Here is a 12,790-nt window from a genome sequence, read left to right on the forward strand (position 1 = left end):
CCGGTTATTTGTTAATGCAAATATGGGGGATGTTTTGTGTTCACCCACCAACGGCTAAATTCTTTTTCAGCTAATTTGCACCATTAAATGCTTGCTTTATGAATAAACTGGGGAATTATGTTGGTGGCAATTGGATCACCGGCGATGGTGATGGTCAGTTGCTGTACAATGCGGTTACTGGCGAGGCCTTTGCAGCTGCCAGTTCAAAGGGTCTGGATTTTAAATCCATGACTGAATATGCCCGCAAGGTTGGTAATCCCGCTTTACGGAAGATGAGCTTCCACGAAAGAGGAAGAATGTTAAGGGCAGTTGCCCTGCACCTGCAGCAGCACTTACCGGAATTTTATGATATCAGTTATCGCTCCGGCGCTACCAAGGCCGATAGCTGGATAGATATTGAGGGGGGAATAGGAAACCTGTTTTCTTATGCTTCCTTAAGAAGGCGATTCCCTAATGAAAGCTTTGCGGTGGATGGTGAATCACATAATCTCAGCAAAGAGAATAGTTTTATGGGAACACATATACTTGTTCCAAAAGAGGGTGTTGCAATACATATCAACGCATTCAATTTCCCGGTATGGGGGATGCTTGAAAAAGTTGCAGTCAACTGGCTGGCGGGTATGCCTGCCATTGTTAAACCGGCAACTGTTACCTCTTATCTTACTGAAGCTGTTGTTAGGGAGATAATCAATTCCGGCATACTGCCTGATGGGGCTTTGCAGCTTATCTGTGGTAGTGCTGGCGATATACTGGATCATGTTCAAAGCCAGGATGTGGTAACGTTTACAGGATCTGCAACAACGGGATTAATGCTGAGATCACATCCCGCGATATTGAGAGAGAGTGTGCCATTCAATATGGAAGCAGACTCACTTAATTGTATTATCCTGGGTAATGATGTATTGCCAGGATCACCAGAGTGGGATATATTCATCAAGGAGGTGCGTAAAGAGATGACAGTAAAGGCGGGACAAAAATGCACCGCCATCCGTCGCATATTTGTGCCGGAAAATAAAATGGAAGATGTTTGGAAAGGCATTGCCACGGCATTACAACAAACCACAATTGGAAACCCATTGAACAAAAACGTTCGGATGGGTAGTTTGGCTGGACAAACACAGAAGCAGGAAGTAATTGAACAGGTAACAAAATTACTTGCGGGTTCACAGCTTGTTTACGGATCACTTGACAGTGTGGAGGTGGTAGATGCGGATGCAACCAAAGGCGCGTTCATAAGTCCCCTGCTCATCTTAAACGACAAACCATTTGTAAACACTGCCTCACATGATGTGGAAGCATTTGGTCCGGTAAGCACTATCATGCCCTATAAAAATGATGATGAAGCCATTGAACTTTCCCGAATGGGTAAAGGTTCGCTGGTAAGTTCGATTGTGACCGCCGATACTGCTGTTGCCCGTAAATATGTTATGGGTGCCGGAGCCTGGCATGGCCGGATATTGGTACTTGATAGAAATTGCGCTAAGGAATCTACCGGACATGGTTCGCCGCTACCGCTGCTGGTTCATGGAGGTCCGGGGCGTGCGGGAGGAGGAGAAGAAATGGGTGGTATAAGGGGCGTGAAGCATTATATGCAGCGGGTGGCAATACAGGGCTCGCCCGACATGATAACAGCCATCACCAATCAATACCAGGCTGGCGCGGGCGGGCATCATGACGATGTGCATCCATTCCGTAAGTATTTTGAGGACCTGAATGTTGGAGAGCAATTGCTAACCGGGAGACGAACCATCACTGAAGCGGATATCGCAAATTTTGCCAACCTGAGCTGGGATCATTTTTATGCCCATACAGATCATACATCACTTGAGGGAACGCTTTTTGAAAAGCCTGTGGCACATGGTTATTTTATTCTTAGTGCAGCTGCAGGATTGTTTGTTGACAGTAGTGCGAAGGGGCCGGTATTATTGAATTATGGCCTGGATGAGCTGCGCTTTGTGAAGCCTGTTTATGCGGGTGCTACAATCATGGTGCGATTCACCTGTAAAGAAAAAATTGAACAGGAGCAAAAACTGGATACTGATATACCCAAAGGCATCGTTAAATGGTTGGTAGAGGTTATGGACCAAACCGGTGAACAGGTTGCCATTGCTACCATACTAACAATGGTGCAGAAAAAAAATTAACTTTAGCACCCCTAAATATTGCTATATGATCCATGAAATAAAGGGCGGTTACGTTAAAAGCGATACAAGAAAAGACATTACAACAATTGAGTTTTATCATCCCCAGAGCAACTCAATGCCGGGGAAATTATTACAGGAACTAGCCCTGGAGATACACGCGGCGGGTAATGACGATAGTACACGCGTAATTGTTTTGCGGTCGGGGGGCGATACTGTTTTCTGTTCAGGCGCTTCCTTTGATGAACTTAATGCTATTAGTACACCGGAGCAGGGATTCGCATTTTTCAGCGGCTTTGCCCAGGTGATAAATACGCTACGCAAATGTCCCAAGCTGGTAATTGGAAGGATTCATGGAAAATGTGTGGGAGGTGGAGTTGGATTAGCTGCAGCGGTTGACTATGCCATTGCTGCCGAAGGTGCTGAAATAAAACTTAGTGAACTTGCAGTGGGAATAGGGCCATTTGTTGTTGGTCCCGCTGTAGAGAGAAAAATTGGTACTTCTGCTTTTTCCCAGCTTGCGATTGATGCCACCATGTGGCGAAATGCAGACTGGGCAAGGCGAAAAGGACTTTATGCCGAACTCCATCCCAATTTGGAAAGCATGGATGAATCCATTGCGCGCCTGGCATCTACACTGGCTGCATCCTCACCCGATGCAATGCAGGAATTGAAAAAAATATTCTGGAAGGGCACTGATCACTGGGATCAATTGCTCACCGAGCGTGCAGCTATCAGTGGCAGACTCATACTGGGAGAATTTTCAAGAGCGGCCATTGAAAAATTCAAAACAAAGGTAAAAGCTTGAGTGGCTACCAGCCATCTTCTTCATTTTCGGGTGGCGGTTGCCGGAACTGTTTACGTGTTTGCAATTTCTGCAACTGTCGCTCTATAATGAGATCTGCTATAATATAATCAGCATCTTCCCCTACTTTTTCGCTGAGCAGATATTTTAGTTTGTTTTCGTTTATATCTATCCGGTATAAGGTAAAAATAAGTTCCTCGAAACTTCGGTTGATCATTCCTGATACCCACAACGCCAGGCTATTCCTTAAATCGGACCATGATGTAATTTTATCCATGCTGATCGCCTCGTGATTGGTGGTAAGCTCAAGTTCCTGTAATATTTCAGCCAGTGTGTCAGCATCAGCTGGGAAAGCTTCTGAGCCATCAGACTCCCTACGATTGGGATTCTCGTCTGAAAACTGTTCCAATTTGGCCAACATATCCTGATCGTCAATCATATCTTAAAGTTAGAACTTCTCTACTACGCCTAGTGCAAAAAGAGCGAAATCATATTTCACAGGATCCTCAGGATCGTAGTTGCGTAGGCAGCTGGTTAGTTCCAATGCAGCCTGCCAGTCGATCTGTTGCCGATGAAGAATCCCGAACCTATATGCTACCCGTGCAACATGAAGGTCAATCGGGCAAACAAGTTGAGCTGGCGATATACCCGTCCACAATCCAAAATCCACACCCTTTTTATCGTTTCGTACCATCCAGCGCAGGTACATACTAATGCGTTTACAGGAAGAGTGCCTGAATGGTGCTGCAATATGTTTCCGGGTTCGCTGGGGTACGTCGGTTCCCCCGAAAAAATATGTATAGAATCCATTCAGCGCGCCGGTTGTGTCTTTGTCTGTTGGAGAAAACCCTTTCAGGAATGCAGGTTCCAGCGAATCATGGTTCTTGAAATGATTATGCAGGAAATCAATAAAATAAAGAAGATCGGTAGCATTGAACGTGCGGTGTTTAAAGGAAAGGAGTGTTTTCAGGTCTGAATCCTTATGATGCAGCACAAATTCATGTGGCGAATTGTCCATAAGCCGCATCAGCTCTTTTGATTTATTGATGATTGTGGTTCTGTTTCCCCAGGCAAATACGGCTGCAAACAGTCCTGCGATTTCAATATCAGCCTTGCTGCTGAACATGTGGGGCACAGAAATGGGGTCATCCTTGATAAAAGCTGGCTGGTTGTATTCTTCCACCTTCCGGTTAAGGAAATCCAGGAAACCCGTCTGACGCCTGTCCTGACAGGCGTCAGACGGGTTTCCTGGATTGTTCGGGTTGTTATCCGATTGCTTTTTCAAGGTCTTCGATGAGGTCATCTGCATCTTCAACGCCTACGCTGAGTCTTATAAGTGAATCAGAGAGGCCATTCTTAATACGTTCTTCCCTGGGTATGGAGGCGTGTGTCATTGATGCGGGGTGATTAATTAACGATTCAACGCCACCAAGGCTTTCTGCGAGAGAGAAAAGATGGGTTCCTGAAAGAACCTTCTTTGCTGCTTCCATGCTGTCGTCTTTTAATTCAAAGCTCATCATGCCACCGAAGCCACGCATTTGCCTGCTGGCTATTGCATAGCCGGGATGATCTTCAAATCCACACCAGAAAACCTTTCCCACCTTTGGGTGTTGGCGTAACCATGTAGCAATTTTTTCACCATTTTCACAATGGCGTTGCATACGAAGGTGAAGGGTTTTGATGCCTCGCAGCACCAGGAAACAATCCATCGGTCCTGGAACCGCTCCACAACTTTTCTGGATAAAATATAGCCTTTCGCGCAAAGCAGTGTCATTCATCATCAGGGCTCCCTGTATCACATCGCTATGTCCGCCAAGGTATTTTGTTGCTGAATGCATAACAATATCGGCACCGAGGTCAAGTGGGTTCTGGAGGTATGGAGATGCGAAAGTATTGTCAACGCAGAGAAGAGCTTTTGCCGCCTTTGAAATCTCGGCAATGGCTGCTATATCAGCAATATTCATCAAGGGGTTAGTAGGAGTTTCAACCCAAACCAGTTTTGTGCTTGAGGTGATGCTGTTTTTCACCTCTTGCAGGTTACTCATATCAATATACCTGAAACGGATGCCGAATGGTTCAAAGATCTTTGTGAACAAGCGGTAGGTTCCACCATACATATCATTTCCTGCGATCACTTCATCACCCGGAACCAAAAGTTTTAATACCGCGTCAGTAGCAGCAACTCCACTACTGAAGGCGAGTCCGAACCGGCCATTTTCAATTTGTGCATATGCCTCTTCCAATGCCTTACGGGTTGGGTTCTGGGAACGGGCATATTCAAACCCCTTATTGATGCCGGGGGCTTCCTGAACATAGGTTGAGGTCTGGTAAATTGGTGTCATGATAGCCCCGGTGGAAGGGTCGGGTTCCATACCCGCATGAATGAACTTTGTAGCAATCTTCATAATATCCTTGTTGTTAATGTAGGTCAATGGGCAGGAAAGTTAGAACAAAACGCAGAACCATCATTCTGCTCTTCATGAATCATACAGAGTGGCTAACACCAGGCCCCTCCAGTCGGGGTCATTCCTTGTATTGGCGGCCATGGGATTTAGCGGCTGAGTAAGTAATTTTTTTTGCATTATACCCCGGGCTACCAGCTTTTTCCTTGACTCATGAACTCTTTCCTGCATCTGAGGATCCTGCATCCATTGACGCTGGGGTGGTTCAAAACCGATCTTTTTTGTTTGCCAGCACACTTGGGGCGGCAGTCTATCGCTCATGGCTGTACGAAGTAACCATTTTGTAAATCCGTTCCGCATTTTATAATGAGATGGCAATGAAAAAACCAATTCAACAAGACCCGGCTGAAGAAAGGGCAATCTTACTTCGCAACCATTTGCCATGCTATTTCTATCAGCATATCGAAGTAATTCAGGAAGCCGACCCATTGTAATGTCAAAATATAGAATATCCTCCAGCGTTGTTGCCAGCGGTTTATACAATTCCTCTGAAGAAAAATGTGCGTCTGCATAAGCCGGATTCAGGTTGCTGATACCTAGAATCTCTCGTTTTTGTGCAGCCAACAATTGGTGCTGCGCGCCTTGCGGAAATAAAGCGGCGATATAATTACCCAGTCCCCATCCATGCTTTGATCCATGATTACGGAATAACAAATGCTCTCTTCGCATTTTATTCCAGTTGCCACTTCTGAACTGCTCTTGTAGAAACCAGTGGATATAATTTTCATATCCTCCCAAAAGTTCATCGGCACCCTGCCCATCCAGTAATACCTTAATACCATGTTGTTTTGCCAGGGCAAAAACCTGATACTGTACTAATACGCTAGCAGAAGAGACCGGTTGTTCCTGGTGATACAGGAGTTTGTCAAAATGGCCTGAAAGTGAGCCGGCGTTGGGAGATACCTGGTAGTTTTCGATTTGCAGATAATTGCTGGCAAGATCAATCAGGCTCTTTTCATCTTTTTCAAATCCGGGGAAAACTGCTGAGAACGATTTGAAGTGCTGACCTTTTTCACCGGCCACCATTGTGGCAATAGAACTACTATCGATGCCTCCGCTTAAAGAGGTTCCAACGGGAACGTCTGACCGAAGTCGCATCTGTACTGATTGCCGGAGAAGTTCTTTTATTTTATCTATTGCTTCTGCTTCAGATAGTGTTGCCTTATAAGTAGTATCAATATCCCAATAGCGGGTAGCAACAGGTTCAGATATATGACCTGAGACAAGTTTTATCGATAAAGAATGTGCGGGGGGCACCTGGTGGATTTCTTGATAGAAACTGCCGGAATTATCTAATGGGAAACTGTTCATTCCGGTTGCAAGGAATAGAATGCTAAGGTCATCGCGGGGTATTTTGGGTACTCCTATTGCCCAAAGCGCTTTCATTTCTGAAGCAAAAAGGAACCTGCCATCGGCAGCCTGGTGGAAGAACAATGGCTTTTCCCCAAAACGGTCACGCGCCATAAAGAGATATTGGTCAACCGCATCCCAGATGGCAAAAGCGAACATACCATCGAAATACCGAACGCAATCTTCGCCATAATGATCAAAGGCCGCAAGTATGACTTCTGTATCTGAGGCAGTGTTAAATGTTTGTCCCGCCCCCTGCAGTTCCTTCTTCAGTTCAAGGTAATTATACAGTTCCCCATTATAAACAATTGAATAGCGGCCGCCGTAGTGCATTGGCTGAGCGGCTGCTTCGGTGCGGTCGATAATTGCAAGTCGCCGATGCCCAAGCCAGATCTGGTGGGCGGTATCGGTCCAGTAAGACTCGCCATCGGGTCCACGGTGTTCCAATGACAGGGTCATTTTCCTGATATCACGGTAATGATCAGCCTCGTAGCCGGGAGAACCTGCCATTGTTATAATACCAGCAATTCCACACATATTGTAAATATCAGAAAAAGCTGATCGGCATTCGTACCGATTCATCATCCCAGCCGATAACCAGGTTAATATTATTACTGGCTTTTTCGAAATACATGCTGAAAGACTCCAGCACATCACCATTACGAACTACGGGAAGATCTACTCTTGCAACATCTTTTTTAGGGTCATATTTAAAAGCGCCCCAAACATCATTTTCCTTATTGATGATTAGCGTCCACCGGTTTTGCGTGGGGATAGCGTAAAGGGTATACCGGCCCTTCTTTACGCGGTGTGTGCCTATTTTGGCATCGCGGAAGAGCTCAAGTTCGGTGGCTTCATTTGCCCCCAACCTCCATATTGAACCATTTTCAACAAGCTCACCAAAAACCTGCCTTCCATTTTTCTGCGGCCTGCTATACACCACTCTTGCCAGCAGGGGTTCCGAGGCTTTGTCCTGTATTTTGAGGATGGGATAATTGGCCGGATAGTAGCTCATATCCATGGGAGATTTATCAACAGCAGGAAAGCGCGACTGTGCCAATATAGTCATAGATATAAGAGTAAGGCTTAAAACCAGCATCATTCTTTTCATGTTCACAACTTGATTGAGTGTCAAAAATAAAGCAGTAAGCTAATAATCTGCATATCATCATATGATATAAGTCAAGAATGTTGATGGAAGCTAAAGTTTAATTTTGTCCAAAACTTTTAATGCTTCCTCCCATTCATTATGTTTCTGCTGCTGAGGCTTTAGCTGTCATACAATCGGGCCACCGGGTTTTTGTTCATGGAAGCGCGCAAACACCATCATTCCTGATGCGTGAGCTTGCCGCCCAAAAGCACAGGCTGCGGGATGTTGAGCTGGTCAATATTAGTGTTTATGGTGACATGGTGGTTGACAAGCCCGAATACAGCGGGCATTTCCATATCAATTCACTTTTTGTTTCTGCGAGTATAAGGGAAGCTGTTAAGGAAGGCCGGGCAGACTATGTACCTGTTTTCCTCAGTGAGATACCTGAACTATTCAAGCAGGGTATCCTGCCAATTGATGTGGCCATGGTACATGTTTCGGTGCCCGACAAGCACGGTTATTGTTCCCTAGGCGCCTCTGTGGATGTAGCCCGTTCGGCGGTTAATACGGCCAGGCATGTGATAGCACAAGTGAATCCGAATGTTCCCAGAACTCATGGTGACGGGATGATTCATGTTAATCGTTTTTCGGCGATGGTCTATTCTGAGGACCCGCTTCATGAGGCAATTTTTGGGGAGAAAGGAGGAGAGGCAGAATTACAAATCGGGAAATATATAGCTGAAATGATTGACGACCGGAGCACTCTGCAAATGGGTATTGGTGCAATTCCCGATGCCGTTCTGAAATGCCTTGGCAATCATCGCGACCTTGGCATACATACCGAGATGTGTAGTGATGGAATAATAGACCTGATCGAGAAAGACATCGTGAATAACCGGTACAAGCTTATCCATCCAAATAAATCGGTCGCTGGTTTTGCATTAGGAACCAGGAGGCTGTATGACTATATAGATGATAATCCCGCATTTGCTTTTCTCGATATTGATTATGTGAATGATACTGCTGTGATTAGGCGTAATCCCAAAATGGTAGCAATCAACAGCGCTGTGGAAATAGATCTTACTGGCCAGGTATGCGCCGACTCCATTGGAACTTATCAATATTCAGGCATTGGGGGGCAGATGGATTTTATGCGGGGCTCAGCACTTAGTGAGGGTGGCAAACCCATTATAGCCCTTCCATCGCGGACGGCACATGGGGAGCCAAGAATTGTACCCTTCATTAGACAGGGGGCCGGAGTTGTGACCACCCGTGGACATATACATTATGTAGTGACCGAGTACGGGGTGGCCTATTTATATGGGAAAAACCTGCGGCAGCGGGCAGAAGCACTTATCGGCATTTCGCATCCTGACGACCGGGAATTACTGGAGAGGTCGTGCCATGAACGATTCAGGGTTTTCCCTGGTTTCTAATCAAGAAGCCGTTCCCGGGGAACTAATCAGGTGATTTCTGTAGTAATTGGTAACAAAAAGCAGGAGTTCGGGGAAAAAACGGTGATAGGCATTTTGAAGTTGATCAATATTTGACTCAAAGGCATCAAAGGCGGGTTTTGCATTTTCAAGGTAACGGGCGCGGCGTACCAGCCCCTGCATACTTTTCTCGATTCCCCACCTGAATTGATAATTGCATAGCCAATCCTGTTCCTTCATATAAGGGTACATTCCGGCAAATGAAGCAGGAAAATGGTGCTCATAATCTCCTATCGTGTTATAAACCCATTGAGTAAAATCAGGTAGAGAACCCGTCGGAAAGGCCAGATTGTCCGCGGCCAGGAAATGGTCATATGCAACGTCTAAAAAGGCTGCTCCATATAAACCTACTGCTGGTTTGAATATTTTCTTCGCCTCGATATTGACCGGGTGCTCATCAGTGAACGTATCAATGGCGCGGTGTAGCGCTATCCCCTTTTGAATTCCGTGTGGGAAATCAAAACGTTTCCGGCCTTTGACGAAATCGCTGATCATATTGCCAACCAGTAATTCCGGTTGACGAAATGATAGATATGCATGTGCCAATAGGTTCATTAAATACTTATTTATAAATCAAATTATTGGGAATAGGGAAGTAAAAACCAGAACAATTGTGGTCATTTTTAAAAATCTGATTTCCACTTCTCTAATTTAACCATCGCTTAACCGGGATTTATTTTTTACTTAACAAATTTTATCAGTGTGCTTAAATGCCATTGATTCAAACAGATTTTGCAGTACCTGAATCAGCTAATCTTATCAGGCTCTTTTGAATTCTTTGATGATCGATGCCACCAATCACTATTTGCTTGACCTCAGTGTGTAACCTAATTACTTTTACATCGTCAAACAATCAAACGACATTAATCATTAAACCTTTCAATTTTTAAGTTATGAAAAAGATCATCGTAATCGCAGCAACAGCTTTCGTTACATTATCAAGCTTTGCAAATGTAGATCCTATTACAGGAAAAGTTCTCCAGGCATTTCGTTCTGAATTTTCAGATGCAAAGAACGTTCAGTGGAAATCACTTGATGATGCTGGTTTGTACCAGGCAACATTCAACTTCCGTGATACCGAACTCAGTGCATTTTACAATGTTGATGGCGAACTCGTTGCCACAGCGCGTTACATCAGCAAAGAGAATCTTCCTATCATGGTAACCAAAGCAATTGGTGAGCGTTATCCTGAGCATGTAGTTGGAAATGTAATTGAGCATATCTCCAACGGAAGCACTACCTATCATGTAACACTGAACGGTGAAAAATCAAGCATGATTGTATCAGCTAATGGAAGTGGAAATCTTAGTGTATTCAAAAAAATTAAAAACAAATTGTAACCTTTTAATGGGCAATGCGTCCCATAGGTAACAAACTATTAAACCTTATAACAATGAAACGTATCACAGCCGTTGTGGTATTTACCTTAATGATCGCAACAACCAGCTTTGCTGGCAGTATTTCAGATCCAGTTATAAAAACAAACTGGAGAGTAACAGAATCTTTTAAGAAAGAGTTTTCAGGAGCAGAGCAGATCAAGTGGTCCCGGACAAATGACCTTAACAAAGCGCAATTCACGCTCAATGGTCAGGTCATGTTTGCCTACCTCAATGATGAGGGAGAACTGATAGGAGTATATCGTAACATCCTGTCCACCCAGCTGCCCATCCAGCTGATGAATGAAATCAAAAATTCCTATTCGGACTATTGGATCACCAGCCTGTTTGAGATGGCTACCAATGATGGAACTCGTTATTTCATTACCATGCATAATGCGACCCATCAGTTGATCTTGAAAAGTGAGAATGCAGGTGAATGGACCGAATATTCAAGAATAAAGAAATAAGTTTTTTCTCTGAGGTTTTGTTGGAAAGTCTGGCCCCGCCCCGTAAGGCGGGGCCATTTTGTGTGCCATCTCCCTTACCTTTGCTGTCCATAAATATATAATCATGAGTAAAGGTCCTGTTTCGCAGTTTATTCAGCATCATTATCGCCATTTCAACGCGGCGGCACTTGTAGATGCTGCGAAAGGCTATGAGCAACACCTGTTGGAAGGTGGAAAAATGATGATTACGCTGGCGGGGGCGATGAGCACTGCTGAGCTGGGTGTTTCACTGGCTGAAATGATTCGCCAGGATAAAGTCCATATTATATCATGTACAGGTGCCAACCTTGAAGAAGATATCATGAATCTGGTAGCACATTCTCATTACAGGAGAATCCCCAACTACCGCGATCTCACACCACAGCAAGAGTGGGAGCTGCTGGAAAAGGGCCTGAACAGGGTAACTGATACCTGCATTCCTGAAGAGGAAGCTTTCAGGAAGATACAGCATCATGTTGCTAAGCTTTGGAAGGATGCAGATGCAGCAGGAGAACGATATTTTCCGCATGAATACATGTACAAGCTTCTTAACAGTGGTGTTATGAAAGATGATTATGAAATTGATCCGAAGGACAGCTGGATGATTGCTGCGGCAGAAAAAAATCTTCCGATCATAGTGGGCGGATGGGAAGACAGTACAATGGGAAATATTTTCGCTTCCTATATTATTAAACAGGAAATGAAAGCCACTACCATGAAGAGTGGTATTGAATATATGGTTTGGCTGGCCGATTGGTACAGGCATAACAGCGGGGGAAAGGGTGTTGGTTTTTTCCAGCTGGGCGGTGGAATTGCAGGAGATTTCCCGATATGTGTTGTTCCCATGATGTACCAGGACCTGGAATGGCATGATGTTCCATTCTGGAGTTATTTCTGCCAGGTTAGTGATTCAACAACTTCTTATGGATCTTACTCAGGTGCTGTTCCAAATGAAAAGATCACCTGGGGTAAATTAAGCATTGATACGCCTAAGTATATTGTTGAAAGTGATGCAACCATTGTTGCGCCGCTGATTTTTGCGTATATCCTTGGATGGTAATTATGGTCTCAGGGTGCCGTCAGGGTGAAAATAAAAAGGCCGTCTCAAATGAATGAGACGGCCTTTTGTTGTAGAGGGTACGGATCAACTTAAGATCTTTTATCGAAAATGCCTGGGAAAGGGCGACGGGTGTCAGTTCTGCGGTCTGTTCGCTGGTCGACCCGACGGTCGTCGCGACGCTCATACCTGCCATCATCCCGACGTTCGTAGCGGCGGTCATTCTTTCCGTAACGGCGGTCATCACGACGGCCATCACATGAACCACGCCCGTTTCTGCCATCTTCATACCGGGCATTATGGTTATGGTTATCCTTATAATGTCCTTTCTTTTTTCCTTTTCCGTTCTTCCACTTATCATGACCGGGACCATTTCCTTCATGGGCAAAGCTGGAACCGGCAATCACCAGGGCACCGAGGGTTAAACCCATCAGCATAATTCTTTTTAATAATGGTTTTCTGGTCATAGTCATTGTGTTTTTAGTATATGGAATGTTTATACTAAGCTAGGACCATGCCTGAAGAACC

At 44.9% G+C, this 12,790-nt stretch carries 13 protein-coding genes; 6 read left to right on the forward strand and 7 right to left on the reverse strand.

The annotated features are described in order from the left end of the window. Positions 1–98: 98 nt before the first annotated feature. Together paaZ and V6M43_RS07895 are read left to right on the forward strand one after the other, a co-directional pair. On the forward strand, positions 99–2,144 hold the full coding sequence (gene paaZ, locus V6M43_RS07890; protein WP_332734008.1) for a phenylacetic acid degradation bifunctional protein PaaZ: 2,046 nt from the start codon (positions 99–101) through the stop codon (positions 2,142–2,144). 25 nt (positions 2,145–2,169) lie between these two features. Next, on the forward strand, positions 2,170–2,949 hold the full coding sequence (locus V6M43_RS07895) for an enoyl-CoA hydratase/isomerase family protein (RefSeq protein WP_332734010.1): 780 nt from the start codon (positions 2,170–2,172) through the stop codon (positions 2,947–2,949). Positions 2,950–2,953: 4 nt separating this feature from the next. Here V6M43_RS07895 and V6M43_RS07900 read toward each other — a convergent pair whose 3' ends face one another. From V6M43_RS07900 to V6M43_RS07920, 5 genes are all read right to left on the reverse strand, one after another. Beyond that, positions 2,954–3,385, reverse strand: coding sequence for a hypothetical protein (locus tag V6M43_RS07900; protein ID WP_332734012.1), 432 nt, complete (start codon positions 3,383–3,385; stop codon positions 2,954–2,956). Positions 3,386–3,394: 9 nt separating this feature from the next. Further along, complete coding sequence (locus V6M43_RS07905) at positions 3,395–4,231, reverse strand: TIGR02757 family protein (RefSeq protein WP_332734014.1); 837 nt, start codon at positions 4,229–4,231, stop codon at positions 3,395–3,397. Further along, complete coding sequence (locus V6M43_RS07910) at positions 4,212–5,351, reverse strand: cystathionine gamma-synthase (protein WP_332734016.1); 1,140 nt, start codon at positions 5,349–5,351, stop codon at positions 4,212–4,214. Before V6M43_RS07910 ends, V6M43_RS07905 begins: the two co-directional genes overlap by 20 nt. A gap of 72 nt (positions 5,352–5,423) precedes the next feature. Further along, positions 5,424–7,343, reverse strand: coding sequence for an asparagine synthase (glutamine-hydrolyzing) (asnB, locus tag V6M43_RS07915; protein ID WP_332734018.1), 1,920 nt, complete (start codon positions 7,341–7,343; stop codon positions 5,424–5,426). After that, complete coding sequence (locus V6M43_RS07920) at positions 7,306–7,869, reverse strand: DUF2911 domain-containing protein (RefSeq protein WP_332734020.1); 564 nt, start codon at positions 7,867–7,869, stop codon at positions 7,306–7,308. Before V6M43_RS07920 ends, asnB begins: the two co-directional genes overlap by 38 nt. A 119-nt stretch (positions 7,870–7,988) precedes the next feature. Here V6M43_RS07920 and V6M43_RS07925 point away from each other — a divergent pair, with 119 nt between their 5' ends. Next, entirely contained in the window at positions 7,989–9,284 is a 1,296-nt protein-coding gene (locus V6M43_RS07925; RefSeq protein WP_332734022.1) for an acetyl-CoA hydrolase/transferase family protein, read from the forward strand. Here the strand turns inward: V6M43_RS07925 and V6M43_RS07930 are convergent, their stop codons facing one another. After that, on the reverse strand, positions 9,285–9,896 hold the full coding sequence (locus V6M43_RS07930) for an acyl carrier protein phosphodiesterase (RefSeq protein ID WP_332734024.1): 612 nt from the start codon (positions 9,894–9,896) through the stop codon (positions 9,285–9,287). A gap of 338 nt (positions 9,897–10,234) precedes the next feature. Between V6M43_RS07930 and V6M43_RS07935 the strand changes: the two genes are divergently transcribed. The 3 genes from V6M43_RS07935 to V6M43_RS07945 all read left to right on the forward strand — a co-directional run bounded on the left by V6M43_RS07935 (position 10,235) and on the right by V6M43_RS07945 (position 12,265). After that, complete coding sequence (locus V6M43_RS07935; protein WP_332734025.1) at positions 10,235–10,681, forward strand: hypothetical protein; 447 nt, start codon at positions 10,235–10,237, stop codon at positions 10,679–10,681. A 53-nt stretch (positions 10,682–10,734) separates the two neighbouring features. Next, a complete protein-coding gene (locus V6M43_RS07940) occupies positions 10,735–11,187 on the forward strand; it encodes a hypothetical protein (RefSeq protein WP_332734027.1) in 453 nt (150 codons plus the stop codon). Between the two features lie 103 nt (positions 11,188–11,290). Continuing rightward, positions 11,291–12,265, forward strand: a complete 975-nt coding sequence (locus V6M43_RS07945; RefSeq protein WP_332734029.1) for a deoxyhypusine synthase family protein — start codon at positions 11,291–11,293, stop codon at positions 12,263–12,265. An 89-nt stretch (positions 12,266–12,354) separates the two neighbouring features. Here the strand turns inward: V6M43_RS07945 and V6M43_RS07950 are convergent, their stop codons facing one another. After that, positions 12,355–12,729 (reverse strand): hypothetical protein, encoded by a 375-nt coding sequence (locus V6M43_RS07950; protein ID WP_332734031.1) that lies wholly within the window; start codon positions 12,727–12,729, stop codon positions 12,355–12,357. Positions 12,730–12,790 lie beyond the last annotated feature (61 nt).

The organism is Flavihumibacter sp., assembly GCF_036676075.1.
Lineage (GTDB): Bacteria > Bacteroidota > Bacteroidia > Chitinophagales > Chitinophagaceae > Flavihumibacter.

What these genes read in the sequence shown, in the direction of transcription:
- V6M43_RS07930 (WP_332734024.1), bottom strand. Translation starts at nt 9,896, where the DNA reads ATGAACCTATTGGCACATGCATATCTATCATTTCGTCAACCGGAATTA.
- asnB (WP_332734018.1), bottom strand. Translation starts at nt 7,343, where the DNA reads ATGATGAATCGGTACGAATGCCGATCAGCTTTTTCTGATATTTACAAT.
- V6M43_RS07920 (WP_332734020.1), bottom strand. Translation starts at nt 7,869, where the DNA reads ATGAAAAGAATGATGCTGGTTTTAAGCCTTACTCTTATATCTATGACT.
- V6M43_RS07900 (WP_332734012.1), bottom strand. Translation starts at nt 3,385, where the DNA reads ATGATTGACGATCAGGATATGTTGGCCAAATTGGAACAGTTTTCAGAC.
- V6M43_RS07910 (WP_332734016.1), bottom strand. Translation starts at nt 5,351, where the DNA reads ATGAAGATTGCTACAAAGTTCATTCATGCGGGTATGGAACCCGACCCT.
- V6M43_RS07950 (WP_332734031.1), bottom strand. Translation starts at nt 12,729, where the DNA reads ATGACCAGAAAACCATTATTAAAAAGAATTATGCTGATGGGTTTAACC.
- V6M43_RS07940 (WP_332734027.1), top strand. Translation starts at nt 10,735, where the DNA reads ATGAAACGTATCACAGCCGTTGTGGTATTTACCTTAATGATCGCAACA.
- paaZ (WP_332734008.1), top strand. Translation starts at nt 99, where the DNA reads ATGAATAAACTGGGGAATTATGTTGGTGGCAATTGGATCACCGGCGAT.
- V6M43_RS07925 (WP_332734022.1), top strand. Translation starts at nt 7,989, where the DNA reads ATGCTTCCTCCCATTCATTATGTTTCTGCTGCTGAGGCTTTAGCTGTC.
- V6M43_RS07935 (WP_332734025.1), top strand. Translation starts at nt 10,235, where the DNA reads ATGAAAAAGATCATCGTAATCGCAGCAACAGCTTTCGTTACATTATCA.
- V6M43_RS07945 (WP_332734029.1), top strand. Translation starts at nt 11,291, where the DNA reads ATGAGTAAAGGTCCTGTTTCGCAGTTTATTCAGCATCATTATCGCCAT.
- V6M43_RS07895 (WP_332734010.1), top strand. Translation starts at nt 2,170, where the DNA reads ATGATCCATGAAATAAAGGGCGGTTACGTTAAAAGCGATACAAGAAAA.